The sequence below is a fragment of the Legionella saoudiensis genome (genome assembly GCF_001465875.1).
Lineage (GTDB): Bacteria > Pseudomonadota > Gammaproteobacteria > Legionellales > Legionellaceae > Legionella > Legionella saoudiensis.
In genome coordinates this window covers 16,930-37,548 of the sequence record NZ_LN901319.1, presented here as the reverse complement: position 1 = coordinate 37,548, position 20,619 = coordinate 16,930, and the positions used below count along the sequence as shown (strand labels likewise).

Genomic DNA, 20,619 nt, shown 5'->3' with positions numbered 1-20,619 from the left:
CTGTGTCTCTTATGGATTCTGAGATCGATACATTACTTGTGTCTCTTATTATTTCAGCTCCTAGAACAGAGGTTGTGTCCCTTTTATGATGAGGCTCTGGTCGTGCCTCTGTGTCTCTTATGGGTTCTGAGATCGATACATCATTTGTGTCTCTTATTATTTCAGCTCCTAGAACAGAGGTTGTGTCCCTTTTATGATGAGGCTCTGGTCGTGCCTCTGTGTCTCTTATGGGTTCTGAGATCGATACATTATTTGTGTCTCTTATTATTTCAGCACCTAGAATAGAGGTTGTGTCCCTTTTATGATGAAGCTCATGCCGTGCCCCTGTGTCTCTTATGGATTCTGAGATCGATACATTACTTGTGTCTCTTATTATTTCAGCTCCTAGAACAGAGGTTGTGTCCCTTTTATGATGAGGCTCTGGTCGTGCCTCTGTGTCTCTTATGGGTTCTGAGATCGATACATTACTTGTGTCTCTTATAATTTCAGCGCCTAGAACAGATGCAGTGTCACTTTTCTGATAGGGCTCAGGCCGTGACTCTGTATCTCTTATAGATTCCGATCTCGACGCGACACTTGTGTCTCTTTTCTGATAGGGCTCAGTGCCTGATGAAAGTATATCTATTCCCAGGTGAGTGATTTCTATAGGTAATTTAGGCTCAACGGCAGAGGTTTTATCGTTTCTTCCATCAGTTTTCAAATCAACCACATTAGGTGTGTTGTACGGCCTAGGAGATGAATCATCCTTAATATAATCATCATAGGATTGCATTTTAGCTTTAATTTTCTGCTGTTTCATCCCTCGTTTAGCTTGCTGATTCAGCATGTCTTCCAGCTTCATATTAAATTCCTATGTATATATATTAAATAAACGCATCTTCAGTTTCTTTTATTACAGAGCCCTTACCTTTTGCGACAAAATTTGATAGCCCTGTCAGCTCGGCAATTAAGGTAAAGCAATCTTCTTTTGCAGTAGATTTATTGGCATCAAAAATGTACTCACCGTCTGCTTTTGTGTTTTTGAAAGCAGTATTTGTTCTAATAACTATGGGTAGTAAATTTTCTTTAAGATTTTGGCGCTCACTAATGGATCCCATAATATTAAGGCTCAACTTTTCACGGGCATCATATTTGTTAAAAATAATTTTATAGTTAATTTTCATGGAGAGGTTTTTAAATGAACGTTCAATTTTTTCTATTTCAGAAACGGTCATTACAACACCATCGAAAGAGTCAATATCTGCATTTATAGGTATTAAATTTTCTGTAGCAAAACAAGAGGCACAAACAGTAATCTTATGAATGGAAGGAGGGCAGTCAATAACAATCAAATCATACTCATTTTTAATAGGCTCTAACATTTCATCAAAATAGTTAGTTATATTAATTGTTTGTTTTGAGTTTAGGACATGTTCCATCTGGGAGTTATCCAAGGAGGATGGTAATAAATGTAAATTGGGAGTTACAGGAATGATGACTTCTGAAATTTTCTTGTCACCTATAATTGCATGATAAAGGACTGGTTGCCCATGACGTTTCATATTGAAAGACTGGGTTAAATTGGCTTGCATATCAAGATCGATAGCTAAAACTTTGAATCCAAGCCTACTTGAGCCCTCAGCGAATGCCGTAGCTATAGATGTCTTGCCAATACCTCCTTTCATCCCAAAAACATTTATAATAAGTGGCTCACTTAATTTCTTCTTAAAGGAAAATCCTCTAAGCTCTAGAATTTTTCTAACCGTATCTGGGGGTAATGCATTTTTATTGCCTACTGGGACAACTGGCAGCGAATACTCCTTTATGATTTTATATATAAGGTGAGGAGAGACGTTAATTAGGGATGAAAAATCTTTTGTGCTTATTGTTTTCATAATATTCCATCAATATAAAATTATAGAATCAAATATATAAACAATAATATACGCAGTCAACGATTTTTATGGTTTTTGCAAAATATTGTTGATGGACTCCAAATCCAATCAATCGATAAATAAATATTTATATTTTTTTTTAATCTTTTTCATTAATTTAATGTGTCTCTTTAACTTCTAAAATTTTTATTAGAATTGTGTCCCTTTATATTTTTATTAATAATCCCAGTTGTGTCTCTTTTAGATAGTTTGATAGGGCAAACAGAACTTTATTTATAACACTTTTGAGACTCCCTACTTTGATATTTGTGTCTCCATTCAAACTAAATCCAAAAAAGCAATGTGTCTTTTATAGTTAAGCTTGGTAAAAATAAGTGTGTCTCTTATAGGGTCTATATTGAAGAAAATGCAGTAAGAACAAGGGTTGACTTATTTTTTGGGAAAATTTAAATTCAAAAAATATACATATAATCATCTGATCTCAGAGAAAAAAGAGTCTCATGATCTTAATGGAGTGGTAATGAAATAACCTAAAAAAAGGGCTATAAACAGTTGGCAGACTATTTATAACCCATTAAATCCTAGTGCAGAACAAAACTAGAATTCAATCTATCTTTTGAAAAAGATTTTTTACGCAAATTTATTCTAGCTTTGTTCCCCAAAAAAAACAATAAGATAAGGATATTATCTATGGGGAATCTTTGTTCGATTTTTCATTCAAAATACAAACATCTCATTAAAATTATACCATGTGCCAGAAAGGCTCACCTTATGGATTACATCCTTTTTGGATGGCAAGCTAGCACTTATAAATTAAAAAATTCAAATAAAAAATGGTTTATGAAATCGCAAGCAGAGATAGTAGAAGATACAGGTATAGCTCTTAGCACTCTTCAATCCTATCTCAAACAATTAGAACATGATGGATTAATTGAAAGACGTCAGGCTCTTTATTCTAGAACCAATGAAAATAACGTATTCGAAGTAAAAAAAGGATCATATATATCAGTGACCGAAAAATTATTGAGGTTACTAAAATATAATCAATCTTCCGACAAGAATGATATTTGTCAACAACCCAAGATTTCAGAAAATTCAGCTAATGAAACTATAATGGCCTCCTTAAATGACGAACAACTCCACTCAAGTTGTATAAAAATAAATAAAATCGAGGGGATTGAAAACCTTATTTTAAGGGGATCATATATAAGAGATCTTTATAAATCACTTAGTAATAATATTAAATTTAAAAATTCATTTGGAGGTGTGGATAACACCGCTCTTAATAGGCTTATCAATCAATATGAAATTATTCAAAAATATGTAGCCACACATATCAAGGAAGAAATTCCTGAAGAAATTAAGAAATTAATACTAGGCACTTTTTTTAACTTAACTTTTGAGCATAAAAAGCAATTCTCTGCTCCAGAGCAGGTTGTAGCGGAATATTTATTCTCCTTAATTAATACTGATTTTTGTTTACCAAAGGTAACTGATTTTAAACATCGAAACGATATTCTTTCTAAAATTATTAGGAACAACAATTGGCGAACACCTAAGGGCTTCTTTAATCACTTTTACCTTGGGAAAAACTTTAAAGATAAACAAGAGATTAGAGAGAGACAATGGCAAAATAAAAAGGAGTGCGAAATAAAACGGCCTAATGATCTCAGGAGATCTCCATTCCAATCAGTTTTAGAGCAGGTTGAAAGTCAAATAATCGAAAAAGGCAGTTTAATTGAAGAACTCACTCAAAGTATCTATCAACAAACAAGCGAAGAGCACATTTCATTAATTCGTGAGCAAATCAATAAATTAAGAGCTGAGCTCAATTTCCTATACGAGGAACAGCTACGACTTGAAAATGAGATTGAAAAAGAGGGGGGGTATGCCATTAAGCGGTGTGCTTGATGTATTTTTAATCAGATTGATTATTTTGTTCTATAATTCCATAAGAAGGATCTTTGGAATGAAAAAATGGCAGTACCTCAATCTGAACAGATGGAACATAATGAAATTCGTCCTATGGGAGAGCCTTGGGCTTTAGAAGAGCTTGAGCGCATTCCTCATTTGCATTTTTTGGCGAGCTCTATCCGAGAAGTCATTCATGCGAATAAAACCATTCGTGATCGAGAATTTCAAAATAAAGTGGCTTATGAAAATTTCATTGAGTTATGCAACAATGATCTGGTGTTTTTCTTAAAAATAACCCAGCAATATTACTTGCTCAATAAATTATTTGAAGAGATGTCCAGTCCAAAAGAAAAATGGGTCCACTTTGTTGATGATTTACGCCATCAGTATCAGCAACAGCAATTAAATCAAAACAACCAATTTGTTGCTAAAAGCCCAACGGTAGACAGACCAGCCCCCTCTGTTTTATCGGTTCCCCCAGCTGCCTTCACTTGGGATGAGCCCGATCCCAATTGGTCGAATTTGCGAAAATGGCAACATTATGAAAATGAATTAAAACGAATCACTACGAATTATCACCAACAAAAAGTTGCGGTCTACCAACAGGCCATGGATGAAGACATTAAGGTAATGGATAATTTGTTAGAACAGTTAGACAAAGGAAGTCCTGAGCACCAAGAAGCACTTACCATAAAAAATGACCTTCACCAGAGGCGAAGGGAGGTGTTTTCCAGAAATCTACATAACGCCAGGGGTGAGTTGGATGCCAATAAGGTTGAACAATTGGAACGTGATTGTGTACTGCATCGCAAAAAAATGCAGGATGATATTCTACGTTGCATCCATAAATTTCCTAAAAATGATTATTTTAAAGAGGCAAGGGATAGGCTGCAGGACAATCAACTCCTAGTTAAAGCCAAGGTCAACGCACTGGATGTGGATTACGAACGCGCCCGTTCCGAGCTTTCCGCAAAAATTAAAGAATGCCGTACTTCCTCAAAAAAAGAAGTCAATGACGAATTAAAACAGATAGTAGACGCTATAGACAGTATGGACTTATCTGAGCTCTCTGAGGTCGAAAAGGACAAATTAGTCCAGCTAAAAGACAAAATAAACGAGTCACGAAAGCAGTTGGCCTCAGCTACAAGCGGTGAGCGTTATCAGGAAGTACTCAGTGACATTACTCAATCACTTAAAGAACTCGCGCCACTAATGCCTGCCTCTTTGGCCAATAAAATTATCCCGGCCACTGAGCATTTAGAAAGCATGGTTGTGTCTGATACCCCCAAAAGCAAACATCAGCACCAAAATCATGGGGTCCAAGACCAAATAACAAGCCACGTAACAAACGCCATAGGCCCTGAAGTGGAGGCTCCAGAGTTAGCTGAGGATTCTGAGTTAGGCCATGCGGAAGTACTCGATGACCAGGGTGCTTCGCAAGTCCCATCACAGGACAGTTCCTTGGCGCAAAATTCCACCATCGAAAAAGTACGTCTGTTTAAAGCACAAAATATGGAGCTGCGTGAACACCTGGATGACAAAAATCAGGTGATGGAGGAGGTTAATCCGGGGATTGATATTTTAAACTCAATTTCAGAGCAGCTCGCACAGATTGATACGTCCACGCTTTCCGCTGAGCAAATAGATCAACTGCAAGAAATCAGAAGCTTAATTGAAGAGATTGCCAATAATCCCAACGAATCCAATGATCGAATTGATGATTTGTACGATTTGATCAACGAATCTCAAGAAATTATTCCTAAGGCCAAATCAACATTGGATCGAGTTATAGAAGCTCAAGACGCTTTGGAGAACCAAGTACGTCATGAACACGAAGAATCGGCTACATTCTCGCTAAGGTGAAAAAAAAATATTCAAATTTAGGGAAGAATTAGTATATACTGTGCAATTTTTACTATTATTAAGGTTTTATTAAGGAGAGAAAATGCCTAAGCCTGCTGATGTACTCAATGCCTTTTTCGAAAAAAAATACAATGAAGTCATTGATTTATTTATACAAGACCCGGATCTGGTCAATACAACCCTCGAAGGAACTCAATTCCCATTATTACAACAGGCACTTACAGGAAGTCGCCCAGGTGATGACCGTCAAGCACTCCTTGAATACATGGTTACCAGCCCCAAATTCGATTTTACCCAAAAAGCCATTAAAGGCACAATTGATACCAATATTGGTGCCATAATCGAAGCCGGGCGTTTTGATTTGCTCAAGTTGGTGCTTAGCAGTCGCAATAATATAAATCCTGCGCTCATCGAAATTGATGGTGAATTAACGTTTCAGTTGGCCAACGAATCATTGGCACGCACCAAACGAGTTTTGGCTCGTGAAGAAAAGCGCCATCCAAATTCTGCTTTATGTAAAGAGTTTAAAGATCAAGTCGTTGCTCTGGGAGACATGATTGCCTTGTTGCGTGATGCAACCATTCTTCATGCGCTGGCGCAAGATGATGCGACTTTACTTACGAAACTGGATCAGGCCAAAGGGGAGCCCACCGGTAAAATGGGTGATTTTGGTGGAGGCAAGCAACTTAATGTGTTGGTTCGCAAGGAGGACACAAACATTAGAGGATGGCTTAAAGAAAAAAGTGAAACACATGCTCAAAGTATGATGGATAACCCCAACTCGTTTTATAGTCGTAGTACCAAGGTTTCTGATTTAGAAGCTAAAAAAGCGAGTATTGAGCAGGAATATTTAAGGAAAAAAGTAGGCATTTTTCATGAAGGCATGGCGAAAGATGCACGCATTCTCGAAGATCTCGACACACGTCTTAGCGACCCCTCAAAGAAACTGTAATTAATTCCTAGTTCCAAGCCTTTAAGAAGGATGCTTCTTAAAGGCTTTTTTATTGATGCCGTGGAAAAACATCCCTTTTTTAAGCTCTTCAAAATTCACCTTGGTATGCGCTTCATAGTCTAAACTATAGATAGACGTTGCTTTAAGGATAACGATGGATTTTCTAACGGAATCACAACGCGCCAACCACCCTCAGGCGTCATTAATCCCTTTGCGGATTTGGAGAGGTGTGTTTCAGAAACAAATAACCCCGCATGAAATTCGATTAATGAAGTCGAGGCCCAAGACGATTCGGTTTTCCTCCACCCAATGGCGATTTGATACGGTGTACCTCTGTTTTTTGTATGCCCATCCAAAAACCAAGCCGCACGAATTTTTAACTTACCTTGATGCATCCTTTGACAGTATTTATCATGGGTTCATGGCAAGCTGCCTTACCAATCGATTAGACATCCTGCGCCTCATGGCGCATAAGTACGCGCACGAATTTAATTATTTCATGCAGTTTAACACGTTTCGCTTGATGCGTTCTGCCGTGCGATTTAGTTCCATGAAGGTAGTCGATTTTATTTTCTCTAAATACACCGGAGTGGTTGGGGAAATTATCCAGGCCAACGGGTATGAGGTCCTTACCTGGTGCTGTGCGCGAACGAATTTAAACACCAGGCTTATGGAATACCTACTATCACGAAACGCCGGTGGGTTTGACACACTTCCGGCCGCGATTAAATTTAAACTGGTTCATCGAGCCATTTATCAAAAAAACGAGCGGTTGGTGCATTATCTTTTGGCCTTATGGCCGCAGACGACTGAATACCTGTTACGCACCCAACACTATAAAGCCTACCTAAACGCCGCATACTCTGGAAATAGCCACCTGCTGCGCTATTTCTTTTCCCTAGGGTTCCATCAACAGGCCGAGGTGGTTCGTGCGAACCAGTATCAACTCCTCCATGTGGTGGTAAAAAAGGGGCATCTGAAGCTATTCGGTGAGTTAACCCAGGGTTTTGCTACTGGAGAGCTTCAGGAGCTTGTCGCCGCGAAGGATTATGAGCTGCTGTATTTGGCAGCAGAACATGGGCATGTACGCATTTTTAATCACTTATTTAAATTAATTTCGACTAAGGAGTGCGCTGCCTTAACCGTTCGGCTAGCGGACGCCTTTATAGGCGCGGCTCAATGCGGCGCCATTGGCATGATGGCTCGTTTACTGCGCTGTTTTCCCCTTCGTCGGGAGCAAATGAATTGCGCCGAACAGTATGCGCCCTACCGCAAGGCTGCTGAGCGAGGGCAGGTGCGTGTCCTTCACTTCTTAGCGGCTCAATTTCCCCATTGCCACCATGAGATGATAAGCAGTTCTCAATTTTATGCTTTTCGCAGGGCGGTGTTATTTAAGCGAACCGCAGTGATTCGCTATTTGCTCGAAAGCCACCCTCAGGCTGCGCGTTGGATGATTCGCTCCAATAATTTTGAGGCATTAACGAATGCCTGTTCCACCCAAGATGCAGCCTTGGTGAAATGGCTTGTGGGCAAAATTTCCGGCGGTGAGTCGCAATGGCTGTTGGCCGATAAGGGCCAATCCTTCTTAAACGCACTCCAGCATATTTGCGCTTCCACGCCCAGGTTATTAATGATGTTCGAACCCTAAAATATCTTTTATCGTTACACCCTAAGTTTAAAGAACCCCTCATTTTTGCACCCGAATACGCCCTTTTATCCTGCGCAGTACGGTATAAGCATCGTAGTATTTTGGAATACCTTATTAAGGAGTATGCGTCTTCGTTGTGGAGTCGATTGGAACACGATAAATTTCGTGCCACTTATGAATTGGTAAAAAGGAACTGCGATACGGAGTCTTTGCGTCTCTTTACTCAGGCAATCCCGCAGTTTCCCCTGATTTTATGTTTTAGCGAGCTTCTTTCGGATGTGGCCCTGTATTCCCAAAACAGCATTTTATTTAATCACTTAATCAATTGGGTGCCGCACCAATGGACTGAGTTGTTCCTCGCCAATGATTCTCTCATTTTTCGCGCCGCGGTTAGAAACGGTAACCTGCATTTAATCCGCTGCATTATTCACGCCGCACCGAAACTGCATCTTGATTTAATCCGGCGTGATGAAGCGGTACTTCGCGAGGCAATAACTAACGAACATTTGGAGGTGCTGGAGTTTTTATTAAGTTGCTGTGATGAGGTAGAGACGAAGAAGATTTTCCAAGTTCAAAAAGAAGGATACGCCAGACTAGGACTTGAGCGTCACACGCGTGTTCAGGATGAAGAAGCCCTTATTTTTAATTCCAAGTCTTTATTTTTAGAGCCCTCACAACTCACCCTAAATACCAAGCTCGATTTATTATTAAGCTGCATCGTCCAGGGGTATGGTTTTATTGCTAAAGCCATGGCTTATCAATTATTTGGCAATAAATACTTCTATTGCCGAATGCTTTTGGCGCGTGCTGCGAGCCAAAACAATTCAGAGCCTGTACTTCGATGCCTTAAGGTGTTTCTCAAAACCCACATCGGGGTTTCTGATGAGGTGCTTGCAGGCTTTCTGCCTCAGGCGTACGAGCGCGAATTAAGCGGTCCAGCGCTTAAAAAAGTTGCCCGTTAGCGGGGACGTGTGGGGTCAATTGATGCGTGAGTTTGTGCAATGGAGTCTATCAGCGCATTAAATGCCTCAATCAGTTGGGACAATTGCTGTTTTGTTTGGACCTCACACAGATTATTTCTGGTGCGAACCAGCTCTTCTAAATGCTCGTGCAAAAAGAACAGCATGTTTTTGGGGGTTGGATGAAGGGATGGGTTTGCTAAAAAACGATTGGTGGGCTCTTGAGTGTAGTCAATCCAATCGGGGGATAGGGTGCTTGGTGCATGGAGGCGTCGATGCAAGAGTGCTCTAAAGTCTTCGGCATCATCACCGGTGAGCTGGTTGCCGGCAGCATCGAGTAAGGCTGTTTGTTCTTGTGAGTAGCGGTGATGATACCCTAATAACATCAGGGCTGCGTTTTGTAAGGCGCCGGTTTGTATGAAGTGGAGCACTTTGTGGTGGAGTGCACCGATAAGTATGTTTTCGGCTAAGGCATTGGTTTTAATGCGCACGCAAAGGCGTAGTTTGTTCATCTTTCCGGCATAGTTCCTAATGAGTATTTCAAGGGCGGCAAAGAGCGTATTAAATTGCTGAATCTGTGTCGGATGCAGACGATAGAGAATGGATTTGGTGGAGGCTAAAAGCAGTTGGCTGTCTTCTAAAAGACCTAAATCCTGTTTGGCAAGGCTCACATAAAAATCCCAACTGGCTTTTAACTGTTTTTTTTCCCAGGAAGGGGTGCCCTTGGCATGCATTCGTTTATGGGTCTGTTTTAGGTTCTCAAATAAGCGCTGGCCCAGGGTGCTTTTTAATTGCTCATTCGCCTGGGTGCGGGTTGGTGGGGGGACTAAACTGCTTTCAACTAAGGAATGGGAACTACGGCGTTCTTCTTGGGGTGCTACACCAAATACATCATCCCAGCTCAAATGTTGATTCATTCAACCCTCCTTAGTACAGGTAATCACAGTGAATTAAATAATCGCCAATTTGGGCTTGGGCAATAAACGCATGACTGTGTTGATTCTCTTTTTCCAATGTGTAGCTGTGGAGCATGTGTTTCAGGTAGGACATGATTATCCCATCGAGTTGCTGTTCCAAATAGGAGGTTTCAGTCAAGGGTACTTCTTCGTTTAATTGGGTGAGTTGCTTTTTCATGGATTCGGTTACCGTGTATGCGGTACGCATGAGTTCAAGGCAGCCCTCAGTAGGGTTTTTAATGTGGTTTAGCAGTTGGGCATGCAGCGATTCTTTGGATTCATTCAGAAGCGTAACCGGATTATTGTTTAAGGGTAATGTCCCAACGTGTCGAAGAAAAGCATTGAGTTCGGCAATTAAGGTGTCGAGTAACGACTTAATGGTCTGCTTTAGTTTGTGCTCCTGGATTAGGGTAAGTTGACTTAAAATAGCCATGAGCGACTTAACATGCCGTTCTGAAGCACTGCTGGAATCATCTCGTGTCGTAAAGCCATTTTGTATTAAGCCAAGATATCCGCGAAGCATTAGGCTGATGTTCCCAATTTCATCAAGGGAAAGCATATGGATGGATTGTGATTCAAGCTTGTCTTTAATAACCTGAATAATTTCAGAAAAATTATTGGTTAACATAAGGCTTCATTCCATGAAAAGTATATGTTAATTATAGACATTAATTAGAACAATGCGATTGAATAGTGGCTCTTGACGCAGGATGGAATGACCCTATTTACAGTACAAGGAGCTGCGAAATCGGTCTTAAATTGGGTCACCTCTTTTCAGATTGCTGATTGATGTGGAGTTCGCTAAAATCACCTCCCTCATGGAAACTAAATAAACGCGAGAACCCAAATGGAAATCACCAAAGTAGCATTTGAAGAAAAGCTTATTCTCACCAAAAATAATCAACGCATCGTGCTTATCCCCTTTATGACCCAAGAGCAGGGCAATATTAAATTTGGCATTGAGGCCCCTAAAGGCATTAGCGTGGATCGCGAAGAAATCTTTATTTTAAAACAACAAAAGCGCCGTCAAAAAGAAGCCGCTGAAACGCTGTGATGCGCGATTAAGTAGTCCCAGCTTTCATGGCGAAGTCGAATTTGATCTTCGATGTTCAAAGAGGCGAATGATAACGCCGTATCACCGGCCTGGATTGCGGTAATAAAAAGACTACCAAACCTGCTATCCTGATTTAGACGACGTTGGGTGCTTTTTTTATGCAATCGATGCGTCACAGAAACAACAACCTCTTGAGATTGATTGTCGTGGATTAATGTGGATGTAAATGAGAATTGGCTCACTTTGGGGCTTCCTTGTGCGATATTGGCGTGACATTATGCTGCGTTTTAAGTGGAAAAAACAAGGGAGGTTGAATTGATTAAATTAGTGCACGCCGCTTCAGTCTTTATTTAAAAGGGGTTCTACAAGTCTACTCACAGAGTTATCCACAAAAATTGGGGATAACTTTTTCAACACTAAATGAACCAAAAAACTGGAGAAGGCTTGTGAATTCTTGGGAACATTTAAAAATAAAGTGGATGGAGTTGGAATGGAGGATAGAAGAGGGCTAAATTATCCACAGTGAAAAAGCGTTATAGTTCAAAGGGCTATGACTTAATATCAAGAAATAAAGTTAAAAAAACCTGGAAAAATAATTTTTATGGGCTACATGGTTTTCTTTAGAGTTATGATGGCCATTTGCAATGGCCCCGCCAAGTTAACTTTTGAATTTCAGCTCAATAGCAGCGTGATTCCAAATATCTTTGGCCGATTGAAATTGACTTCTTCGTTGCTGGGCTGGTTTGGTGTATCGGCCTAGGGCGACAGCAAAGAGACTCCTGACGCACCCCATGAGTGCTAGGGTGCTCTGCGCCCCAGCAGGTGATTAAAAATTAATTGACGGCGCCCCTCTAGATAGTTTAACTGGAGAACTTTAATCGGAAGTACAACTATTTTAAGGAAGGGTTACAAACCCAATTATGGGCAAGCTAAAGAAGAGGTTTCATCAGGGCGAAAATCTGATGAAATAGCTGAAAAAATCTTTTCTCTAATTTCAAGAGGTATATTAATAAATGAGGTATTATCCATTGGTGTCTCTAAGGATTGTGCAAAAAACAAAACCCTTCGGGCATTGACAAGAAAGCGAGCATTTTCTCTAATTTTTTTTATTTCGGGTGTATCATTCACAGAAAAATTTCTACCATTATTAAGAATAAATGTTAATGGATGTTGATGATTGGTAAGGAGAGCTTTGAGAAAAGCAAGATTAGTCCCATAGGGTGAAGCCTCCAGATTGGCCATAATTTTTGGCTTAACGTGCTCGCTTAAAGCCAGTAAAGTTCGTGTACTAACAAACTCGATACCTGCAACTAACGATTCCCACAGTAAAAGAAGTAACTCCTCAGCAGTTTCTTGGTTAAATACACATTTATCTAAATGATATTTGCTAATCTCACAGTTATAAAAACTAACGTATTTTTCATCATAAAAGATATTTTCTGCATTACTCAAATGTGATCGAAGAAACACACGCTCTCGCTTTACTTTATAAGTTATGACATTCACATAGGCTCGAAGTAATTGACTTCGATTTGGCAGGTCGCAACAATTATATATACGACCCCAAATTTCCTCATTCCAATGACTGCCCCCTGAGTAGTTCATTGGGCGGACTGTGTTAAGGGCCTCATCGCTTAGCAGGTAATGATGCGGATTATCAGGAGTTAATATGGCGATAAACTGATCCGCCCGCAAATATCTATCGGGCGCCCATCCTTCTATGCGGTGCCGTATGAAACGAAAGCAATGAAAAAAAAGATGCAAATTTTCCGGGCTATTACAACTTATAATCTTCAGAAAAATGTGTTCATTCAGTACGTTATGCAAATAAGAAAAACGAATGACATTACAAATATCTTGCTGGTTGTCGTGAGTTCTAAGCAAATTTAATCGAGATTGAGTCAATAAGCCCTTGTCTGCCAGATAATATAAGGCAGTAATAGGATGTATGTATTCTCTCGGTTTACAGTCGATGATCTCATCGCATAAAGATAAAATATTCTCCGCAGAAATTAAAGTTCCGACTTTACCTTTAGATAAGAGGTCAAGGATATAACCAATAGCATTGGAAACACTGGAATTTTTCAGTTTATCGTTCAATATTGAAAATATTTCAGCCGTCTCATGGACTGGTAACGTGTTAATCGAACTATAAAGCACTGTTAGCTTTTTATTGTTTATATTTAATCGAATAAATTCTTCAACTGGGGCAGTAAGGTAGGCTTGAGCAACCTCTAGAAAATCTATTATCTTACACTTCTCATTCAAATTAAGATTTAAATGTTTGACACTATTGCTTGAAAGGCTTAACTTACCTGGCTTTGTTTTATTAGAAGGGATAAAGTTACTTGTTAAAACCCATTGAGTTGCTTGTTGAAATTCTTCGAGTAGTCCAAAAATAGAACTAAAGAACCAGGCTTTAGTTGATTGGGACAATAACCGAATAACTTGCTCTACAGTGGGGTTCGTAGAATCAACCTCTGATAACGCACGAGACAATTCATAAGACCACAAACTAAACCAAAAACGCTTATACCAAGGAAGAGCTAGATATTTTTGTTTTAATAGTTTTATTTGGAGATATATTGGATTGCTTGTTAACATCGATTATCTACCTTATTTAAAATGCTGCTGCGTAAATTCCTGTAGCTTCACAGGTAAATTCTTATTTTGCTCTTGGAGTTCAGTATGGCTACCAGCTCTTCCGCAGTTTTTCGCCCAAGGAGATTCCATCTCAAATCAAGATGGGTGATGCCAGAATCTTTGAGGGACGCTTAACATGGCGATTAGTTCTTCTCCACTCGTGTAGCCAAGCTCATTACTGGACAAATCAAGATGAGTATTCCAGTAGCTTTTAATTGTTTGAGTTCGGAGATTATTTGCTCAATTGGTTTGTTTTTGAGTGATAAATGCATTAATAGATTTCCTGTGGTAAATCTCAGTACGATGATTCAGAAGGTTGTGATGAGTTCGATCTTAATGATTGTTTAAGAAGTTCTAAGGCAAACTCATAGTTCCCTTATTCATGTAGCTCACTGTTGTCGGTGAGTTAATTCTATGCAAGGAGGACAAAATATAGAATACTCTTTTTTGGAAAGATGCTTTTTCCAATTTAGAAAATAATATTATATTATGCTGCCCTTTAGGTTCGCCTTGGGCTCCTAAAGGGTACGCTTCGATGCTGGGAGGTGAATTGTGAATTTTAAAAGTTTAAATTTTTATAATTACAATCCACATCCTGAGCCGCATATTCTTAATTACCAGCAATTGCAACAGAGGAGTGTGTTAAGCCTGTCGAGCATGATAACCGCAGTATTCCCCTCTATGTTTCATTCCAATAACCATAGTCTTTACGCTTAACTAATCAATCACACCGTGAAATCAACTAGGTACCCATTTTAGGCGAAGAAAAACCTGGAACTGCTTCGTGGAGGACAGCACTTTGCCTATTGCTTTAAATGTTGGAATCAGTACACTTCAGCTCCTTATTTTTTGCAGGAGTTGGGATGCGCTTTTTTCTTTATGGCTTATTGTTTCTCTGTCATTGTTTATGGGCTGATTCCCCCAGTTCATTTGCTCAGTCTAAAAAAATAGTCCAGCAATTATTTCAGAATCATCCGCAAACGATTTATTGCGGCTGCACTTTTCAGAATAAAACTGTGAATCTGGACTCGTGTGGTATGGGTGAGGCCGAGATAAAAAAAAGGGCGCATCGCATTGAGGTAGAGCATGTAATGGCTGTGGAACATTTCAGCCAGCACTTTGCGTGTTGGCGTACCCCCATGTGTACAGACTCCCATGGCAAAGCCTTTAAAGGGCGTAAGTGTTGTGAAAAAGTGGATGCCCAGTTTCGGCATGTGGAAGCGGAGCTCTATAACTTATGGCCTGAGGTGGGATTAATCAATCAAGCACGCTCCAATTACCGGTTTGGGATTGTGCCGACGCAAGACAATTATTTTGGCTGCGCGATTAAAATTGATAAGTCCACGCGCAGGGTAGAGCCCGCCGATGCAGCGAAAGGAGTAGTTGCCCGAGCCTACCTTTTCATGTCGGAGCATTACCATCTTTCATTAAGCAAACAACAAGAGCAATTATTCCTTGCGTGGAATAAGCAGTTTCCACCTACGTCATGGGAATATCAATGGGCAAAGCAGGTCGCACAAATTGAGGGGTACTCTAATCCTTATATTTCTCAATGGAGCAAAAAAGCTTCAGAGTCTCAAAATAAACTTAAATCGGCATAGGCCAAAACCTTTGCCGAGTCTGCTTTATGCAGTGTCCTTATGAGTTAATGGTGAAGCGCTATCATCGGATTTATTTTATCAGTCCAGTTAGGCGCAGTAGATGCTATTGGTTAAGTAATTGAACTCACCCTTTTGGGGTGAGTTTTATAACGATTCGAACTAGAAAATTAATTACACGGCTCGCCCTGTTCCGCACAATAATCCTGTAGTAATTCAATGGCGCTATTGGTGAACTCATCGACCCAGATATTGGTGCCTTGCTCGGCAGCTTTATCGGGAATTTTTGACCAATTTATTAGGCGTTGGTCATGTAATTTATTTACCGCCCAAACCAACCCCCTTGGAGTATGATATATAGCGGCAGCTAAATAATACTTACTGTAGGAATTAAGATACCAATAACTATCATCGTAAAAATTATTATAATTCGCAAGATAAAAAAAGTATTGAGACGCATAGACGTTACGAAAATCACGCGGCGTACTTAAATCCAAAAGATACTTTCTAGGGACATCGAATAAAACATCCATATTATTCAATACATAAGAAAAAGTCTTATAATACCGTTGGTCTGGAAATTTTCTTCTATAGTTAATAGAAATAATTTCTTTAATCCTGCTTGTACCTAAGAGTATCTCTACATAATGTTGATAACTCGGGTTAGAGGGCTGAATTGCTTCATAAATTTTAGAAGCATATTCTGGAATTGTTTTAATTCGAGAACTTGAATCGCATTTTACTTCACTGCACAGGGTAGACACTTTATCATTTATGGAAGTAATTGCTGAAATGAATTTCCTTTTTTCCGCAGGTGTTAGGCTTGGATAGGATAGTTCAGGAGCATTTTGAGAGGTAGACTCAAGATAATACCCCATATAAGAGGTCCCTAGATCTATTTGTAGAATTTCACGAGCACAGTCAATAGGCTTATTATTAGTGACTAGTTTCGTGAGGGCGCGTAGGTTGTTAAGTGTTGCTTGGATTGGTTGATCCAAAAGGAAAAGCTGATGATTACGTTCTATTTGTTCCACCATTGGTTCTAAAGCAGTCTTGCACGCTGAATTATTCTTCATCGTAGTTTTCAACTCCTCCAGTTTCTGTTGAAATAATTCATTAATTCCCTTTTTGCTTAATTCGGCAAAGGCACTTGGGTTTTGAATAAAACACATTAAAAAGAGTAAAAATAATTTTTTAATCACCTGTTTTCTTTCCTAAATAGAGGTTTTTTTGCTTATTTTTAAAAGTTCCTATTAAGATACTGGCCATGTCGTATGCGTGGCGCAGGTCATTGTTCTGAAGTTAAGACCCTGTGGCCCTAGAATTTCAGGCGAACAATACCATGTATGGCGATCGAGAACAAATTCTGTTGAGGCTTTTGGTGGGGAGAGTCGAAGCACGTCTATACTGTACGTAGAATTGTTCTTAAAGAGCGTGCCATGTGCGGTCGATTTGCTTATGTGGCTTCTTATGAGAAGCTAAAGTACCAATTTCGTTTATCCAATTCGGTTGAAATCACACCGCGCTTTAATATTGCTCCCGGGGCTGATGTGGTATGCCTGGTTAAAACCAGTGCGGAGGAAGTACAAAGTGTGATCTTGCATTGGGGGCTGATCCCTTCTTGGGCAACCGACAGGAAAAAAATTGGCAGTTTGATTAACGCGCGTGCCGAGACTCTTTTTGAGAAGCCCGCCTTTCGCAATGCCATGAAATCCAAACGGTGTCTTATGCCCATGAGCGGTTTTTATGAATGGCATGAGGAGTATGGAGTAAAACAACCCTATTATTTTCGTAAAAAAAATCACGACTTGCTTGCGGTAGCCGCCCTTTGGGATACCTGGCACGCTCAAGATGAGGTGATTCATTCCTGTTGCCTTATTACCACCGATGCCAATTCATTGATGGAGCCGGTGCATCATCGAATGCCGGTGATTTTGGATGAGCAGGCGCAAGGCCTTTGGCTTGATAACTCACACTGTCCTAAAGAGGAGTTATTGGCTTTATTAAAACCCTATCCTTATGACGATTTGGAGGGGTATCGTGTGACGACCCTAATGAATAAAGCCGACTTTGACCATCCTTTAGCGGTAGAGCCCTTACCGAAATAAAAAAAGGTAAAAATTTTTTTTCTAATATTCTCGAAGGCTTAAGCGCTTTTGAGCCTCCAAACCGCATCCAGTGGGCTTTACAGTTTATTTTTCTCTGCCTATGATAGTTGTAACGAAAATCAAAAGAGAGCGCAGATTATGGCAAAAGGTGGAGTACGAGCGGGCGCTGGGCGCCCAAAAGGTGAGCCGACAAAAACGGTACGTGTTCCCGTCTCCCTAGTGGCACAAATTGAACGCTTGAAAGAAGGGCCTAATTATCAGCTCCCCGTGTTTTCAAGTAAAGTCCAAGCCGGGTTTCCCTCACCGGCGGATGATTACATAGAGGGCTATCTTGATTTGAATACGCAGTTTATTAAACATCCTGCTGCGACCTTTGTCGTCCAAGCCACAGGCGACTCCATGGTGGATGCAGGGATTTTTTCCGGCGATTTGCTGTTAGTGGACCGCAGTATTGAGGCCACTGACGGACGCATCGTCATTGCTGCCATTAATGGGGAGCTCACGGTGAAGCGCTTGTCTAAACAAAAGGGACGGGTGCAACTGCTTCCCGCAAACACCAAATTCAACCCCATCGACATCACCGAGGAGAGTGACGTGGTGATTTGGGGTGTGGTTACCCTCGTTCTTCATGAGCCTGCGTAGTATGTTTGCCCTTATTGATTGCAATAATTTTTACGCCAGTTGTGAGCGGTTGTTTCGTCCTGACTTAAAAACCACACCAATTGTTGTTTTATCGAACAATGATGGCTGCTGTATTGCGCGCTCCAATGAGGCGAAGGCTTTAGGCATTGCGATGGGAGAACCATATTTTAAAATAAAGGGCTTATGCATCCAGCATGGCGTTAAAGCCTTTTCCTCAAACTACACCCTCTATGGCAACATCAGCCATCGGGTGATGTGCACGATTGAGGAAAGCTGGCCGCACGTGGAGGTTTATTCCATTGATGAAGCGTTTTTGGATTTAAGCAGCATGCCTGCCACCGAGCATGATGCTTTTTGTACGATGTTGCAAAAGAAAATTCTAAAGCACACGGGGATTCCCACCTCAATTGGCATAGGACCTACGAAAACGCTGGCGAAAGTGGCCAATCATTGTTGTAAGAAGGTGTTGAAAACGTCGGTGTTTAATATCACACCGCATCGTGAGTCCTTATTAAAGCAAATCGCTGTAGGGGATGTTTGGGGGGTAGGGCGACAATGGGAAAAGAAGTTAATGGCTCGCGGTATTTATACGGCGCATGATTTGGCCAGTGCCAATCCGCATCAGATGAAAAAAAGTTTTAATGTGGTGCTGATGCGCACCGTGATGGAGCTGCAAGGCATTGCCTGCGGCGGGCTTGAAGAGGTCGAGCCCAAACAAAACATTATGTCGTCTAAAAGTTTTGGGCAGATGCAAACCGAATTAAGTGCGGTGGCGCAATCGGTGAGCAGTCATTGTGCCCGTGCGGTGGAAAAAATGCGCAGTCAAGGATTAGTGGCCCAGCGTCTGTATGTGTTTGTACACACCAATCGCTTTCGCGAGGATTTGGCGCAACATTTTCAAGCCATGGAGTTTCGCTTGGTGAATGCCACCGATGATTTACGCCTCATTACCAAAATTGCCAAACGCTGTTTGCGCCGTATTTTTAGATCCGGCTATTACTATAAGAAAGCAGGCGTCTGTCTGGAGGACTTAATTCCCAAAAACCCGCGCCAATTGGATATGTTTCATCAACCTACGGAGGAGCGTGTACACCATACCGAACAGTTAATGGGTGTGCTGGATAAAATTAATCAAAAGTATGGTCGAAGCACGATTCGCCTAGCGGCTGAGGGGTATTCCAAACCCTGGGATATGCGCGCAGAACTGAAATCACCCGCCTACACCACGCGTTGGAGTGAGGTGGCACAAGTGAGTGTTTATTAGCATGAGTGTTTTGCGTGAGGCGTACGAAGGCTTTGCTGCTTGCCGCAAAATTATCCATATTGATATGGATTGCTTTTATGCCGCCATTGAGATGCGTGACTTCCCTGAGCTTAAGAACAGGGCCATGGCGGTTGGCGGGCTTGCCTGCGAGCGAGGGGTGATTTCAACCAGTAATTACATTGCCCGCCAATTTGGGGTGCGCTCGGCCATGTCTACGGCAAAGGCCTTAAAATTATGTCGGCATCTTATTGTGCGTCCGGTACGCATGGATGTGTACCAAGAAGAAAGCCACTACATTCGTGAGATATTTGCGGATTACACCGATTTGATTGAGCCCTTATCACTAGATGAAGCCTTTCTTGATGTCACCCATTCCCCGAACTGTAAGGGAAGTGCCACCTGGATGGCGCAAGAAATCCGTCAGCGAATTTTTCAAACGCGCGGACTGACCGCCAGTGCCGGCATTGCGCCGAATAAAAGCTTGGCGAAAATTGCCAGTGATTGGCATAAACCCAATGGGCAAATGGTGATTAAGCCTGAGGAGGTTGCCGCATTTATGATGAATTTACCGGTGCGAAAGCTCTTTGGCGTAGGCCCCAAGATGGAAGAAAAGTTAAGCGCCTACAACATTAAAACCTGTGCTGATGTGCAGCAGCATTCGCAAGAATATCTTTATCATGAGTTTGGCGTTATGGGGCAACGGCTGTATGAATTAGCCCGTGGCATCGACAATCGCCCAGTCAACCCCGAGCGCATTCGCAAATCCATAAGTGTGGAAGAAACGTTTTTACACGACCTTCCTGATGTAAGCGCCTGCATTGCGGTATTGCCCGAGCTAATTGCCCGTCTTAAGGGGCGGATAGAGCGTGCGGGCGAGATATCAGGAATCCAGTCTCTTTTTGTTAAATTGAAATTTAATGATTTTCAACAAACCACCGTGGAGCAGGTGCATCCGCACCTTGATGTACCGATGGTGTACCGATTGGTGGAGGAAGGGTATTTGCGCAAACGACTTCCGGTACGACTGTTAGGGGTGGGAATTAAATTAAAACAAGAAAAAATTTATGAGATGAGGCAGCTGTCTTTATTTGACTAACAAATGAAGAAGTCCACTTACGTGGCTCTCCAATGCAAACGATGCTTA

General features: G+C 41.0%; 18 protein-coding genes. 11 read left to right on the top strand and 7 right to left on the bottom strand.

The window, feature by feature from the left end:
- Both BN3124_RS17125 and BN3124_RS00720 read right to left on the bottom strand, forming a co-directional pair.
- A partial coding sequence (locus BN3124_RS17125; protein ID WP_058532963.1) for a hypothetical protein occupies positions 1 to 841 on the bottom strand: 841 nt, incomplete at its 3' end.
- A 22-nt stretch (positions 842 to 863) separates the two neighbouring features.
- Positions 864 to 1,874 carry a ParA family protein gene (locus BN3124_RS00720; protein ID WP_058532962.1) on the bottom strand — a complete coding sequence of 337 codons (1,011 nt, stop codon included), beginning with the start codon at positions 1,872 to 1,874 and terminating at the stop codon, positions 864 to 866.
- Positions 1,875 to 2,645: 771 nt separating this feature from the next.
- Here BN3124_RS00720 and BN3124_RS00715 point away from each other — a divergent pair.
- From BN3124_RS00715 to BN3124_RS00695, 5 genes are all read left to right on the top strand, one after another.
- On the top strand, positions 2,646 to 3,785 hold the full coding sequence (locus BN3124_RS00715; RefSeq protein WP_230849026.1) for a winged helix-turn-helix domain-containing protein: 1,140 nt from the start codon (positions 2,646 to 2,648) through the stop codon (positions 3,783 to 3,785).
- 66 nt (positions 3,786 to 3,851) lie between these two features.
- Positions 3,852 to 5,651, top strand: a complete 1,800-nt coding sequence (locus BN3124_RS00710) for a hypothetical protein (RefSeq protein ID WP_058532960.1) — start codon at positions 3,852 to 3,854, stop codon at positions 5,649 to 5,651.
- Positions 5,652 to 5,733: 82 nt separating this feature from the next.
- Positions 5,734 to 6,603 (top strand): hypothetical protein, encoded by an 870-nt coding sequence (locus BN3124_RS00705; RefSeq protein WP_058532959.1) that lies wholly within the window; start codon positions 5,734 to 5,736, stop codon positions 6,601 to 6,603.
- Positions 6,604 to 6,757: 154 nt separating this feature from the next.
- Entirely contained in the window at positions 6,758 to 8,251 is a 1,494-nt protein-coding gene (locus BN3124_RS00700) for a hypothetical protein (protein ID WP_058532958.1), read from the top strand.
- Positions 8,252 to 8,397: 146 nt separating this feature from the next.
- The gene (locus tag BN3124_RS00695) at positions 8,398 to 9,213 is read left to right on the top strand and encodes a hypothetical protein (protein ID WP_058532957.1); all 816 of its coding nucleotides are present in this window, start codon (positions 8,398 to 8,400) and stop codon (positions 9,211 to 9,213) included.
- On the opposite strand, the gene BN3124_RS00690 is transcribed toward BN3124_RS00695, so the two are convergent.
- On the bottom strand, positions 9,210 to 10,127 hold the full coding sequence (locus BN3124_RS00690; protein WP_058532956.1) for a hypothetical protein: 918 nt from the start codon (positions 10,125 to 10,127) through the stop codon (positions 9,210 to 9,212). The two genes, BN3124_RS00695 and BN3124_RS00690, sit on opposite strands and share 4 nt — an antisense overlap.
- A gap of 10 nt (positions 10,128 to 10,137) precedes the next feature.
- Positions 10,138 to 10,794, bottom strand: coding sequence for a hypothetical protein (locus BN3124_RS00685; protein ID WP_058532955.1), 657 nt, complete (start codon positions 10,792 to 10,794; stop codon positions 10,138 to 10,140).
- A 219-nt stretch (positions 10,795 to 11,013) separates the two neighbouring features.
- Between BN3124_RS00685 and BN3124_RS00680 the strand changes: the two genes are divergently transcribed.
- Positions 11,014 to 11,220, top strand: coding sequence for a carbon storage regulator (locus BN3124_RS00680; RefSeq protein WP_058532954.1), 207 nt, complete (start codon positions 11,014 to 11,016; stop codon positions 11,218 to 11,220).
- Here the strand turns inward: BN3124_RS00680 and BN3124_RS00675 are convergent.
- Both BN3124_RS00675 and BN3124_RS00670 read right to left on the bottom strand, forming a co-directional pair.
- A complete protein-coding gene (locus BN3124_RS00675; RefSeq protein WP_058532953.1) occupies positions 11,193 to 11,462 on the bottom strand; it encodes a hypothetical protein in 270 nt (89 codons plus the stop codon). The two genes, BN3124_RS00680 and BN3124_RS00675, sit on opposite strands and share 28 nt — an antisense overlap.
- A 676-nt stretch (positions 11,463 to 12,138) precedes the next feature.
- The gene (locus tag BN3124_RS00670; RefSeq protein ID WP_058532952.1) at positions 12,139 to 13,824 is read right to left on the bottom strand and encodes a hypothetical protein; all 1,686 of its coding nucleotides are present in this window, start codon (positions 13,822 to 13,824) and stop codon (positions 12,139 to 12,141) included.
- A 902-nt stretch (positions 13,825 to 14,726) separates the two neighbouring features.
- Here BN3124_RS00670 and BN3124_RS00665 point away from each other — a divergent pair.
- A complete protein-coding gene (locus BN3124_RS00665; RefSeq protein WP_058532951.1) occupies positions 14,727 to 15,464 on the top strand; it encodes an endonuclease in 738 nt (245 codons plus the stop codon).
- Between the two features lie 167 nt (positions 15,465 to 15,631).
- On the opposite strand, the gene BN3124_RS00660 is transcribed toward BN3124_RS00665, so the two are convergent.
- Complete coding sequence (locus BN3124_RS00660; RefSeq protein ID WP_058532950.1) at positions 15,632 to 16,663, bottom strand: hypothetical protein; 1,032 nt, start codon at positions 16,661 to 16,663, stop codon at positions 15,632 to 15,634.
- A gap of 237 nt (positions 16,664 to 16,900) precedes the next feature.
- Here BN3124_RS00660 and BN3124_RS00655 point away from each other — a divergent pair, with 237 nt between their 5' ends.
- The 4 genes from BN3124_RS00655 to dinB all read left to right on the top strand — a co-directional run bounded on the left by BN3124_RS00655 (position 16,901) and on the right by dinB (position 20,571).
- Entirely contained in the window at positions 16,901 to 17,569 is a 669-nt protein-coding gene (locus BN3124_RS00655; protein ID WP_058532949.1) for an SOS response-associated peptidase, read from the top strand.
- A gap of 138 nt (positions 17,570 to 17,707) precedes the next feature.
- Positions 17,708 to 18,211 (top strand): LexA family protein, encoded by a 504-nt coding sequence (locus BN3124_RS00650; RefSeq protein WP_058532991.1) that lies wholly within the window; start codon positions 17,708 to 17,710, stop codon positions 18,209 to 18,211.
- Positions 18,198 to 19,475, top strand: coding sequence for a Y-family DNA polymerase (locus BN3124_RS00645; RefSeq protein WP_058532948.1), 1,278 nt, complete (start codon positions 18,198 to 18,200; stop codon positions 19,473 to 19,475). The genes BN3124_RS00650 and BN3124_RS00645 overlap by 14 nt, the downstream gene beginning before the upstream one ends.
- 1 nt (position 19,476) lies before the next feature.
- Complete coding sequence (dinB, locus tag BN3124_RS00640) at positions 19,477 to 20,571, top strand: DNA polymerase IV (RefSeq protein WP_058532947.1); 1,095 nt, start codon at positions 19,477 to 19,479, stop codon at positions 20,569 to 20,571.
- The last annotated feature ends 48 nt before the right edge of the window (positions 20,572 to 20,619 follow it).

Excerpts from the sequence above, each read along its gene's own strand:
- BN3124_RS00715 (WP_230849026.1), top strand. The coding sequence starts at position 2,646 with ATGGATTACATCCTTTTTGGATGGCAAGCTAGCACTTATAAATTAAAA.
- BN3124_RS00655 (WP_058532949.1), top strand. The coding sequence starts at position 16,901 with ATGTGCGGTCGATTTGCTTATGTGGCTTCTTATGAGAAGCTAAAGTAC.
- BN3124_RS00670 (WP_058532952.1), bottom strand. The coding sequence starts at position 13,824 with ATGTTAACAAGCAATCCAATATATCTCCAAATAAAACTATTAAAACAA.
- BN3124_RS00665 (WP_058532951.1), top strand. The coding sequence starts at position 14,727 with ATGCGCTTTTTTCTTTATGGCTTATTGTTTCTCTGTCATTGTTTATGG.
- BN3124_RS00650 (WP_058532991.1), top strand. The coding sequence starts at position 17,708 with ATGGCAAAAGGTGGAGTACGAGCGGGCGCTGGGCGCCCAAAAGGTGAG.
- BN3124_RS00705 (WP_058532959.1), top strand. The coding sequence starts at position 5,734 with ATGCCTAAGCCTGCTGATGTACTCAATGCCTTTTTCGAAAAAAAATAC.
- BN3124_RS00690 (WP_058532956.1), bottom strand. The coding sequence starts at position 10,127 with ATGAATCAACATTTGAGCTGGGATGATGTATTTGGTGTAGCACCCCAA.
- BN3124_RS00645 (WP_058532948.1), top strand. The coding sequence starts at position 18,198 with ATGAGCCTGCGTAGTATGTTTGCCCTTATTGATTGCAATAATTTTTAC.
- BN3124_RS00700 (WP_058532958.1), top strand. The coding sequence starts at position 6,758 with ATGGATTTTCTAACGGAATCACAACGCGCCAACCACCCTCAGGCGTCA.
- BN3124_RS00685 (WP_058532955.1), bottom strand. The coding sequence starts at position 10,794 with ATGTTAACCAATAATTTTTCTGAAATTATTCAGGTTATTAAAGACAAG.
- BN3124_RS00680 (WP_058532954.1), top strand. The coding sequence starts at position 11,014 with ATGGAAATCACCAAAGTAGCATTTGAAGAAAAGCTTATTCTCACCAAA.
- BN3124_RS00710 (WP_058532960.1), top strand. The coding sequence starts at position 3,852 with ATGGCAGTACCTCAATCTGAACAGATGGAACATAATGAAATTCGTCCT.
- BN3124_RS00720 (WP_058532962.1), bottom strand. The coding sequence starts at position 1,874 with ATGAAAACAATAAGCACAAAAGATTTTTCATCCCTAATTAACGTCTCT.
- dinB (WP_058532947.1), top strand. The coding sequence starts at position 19,477 with ATGAGTGTTTTGCGTGAGGCGTACGAAGGCTTTGCTGCTTGCCGCAAA.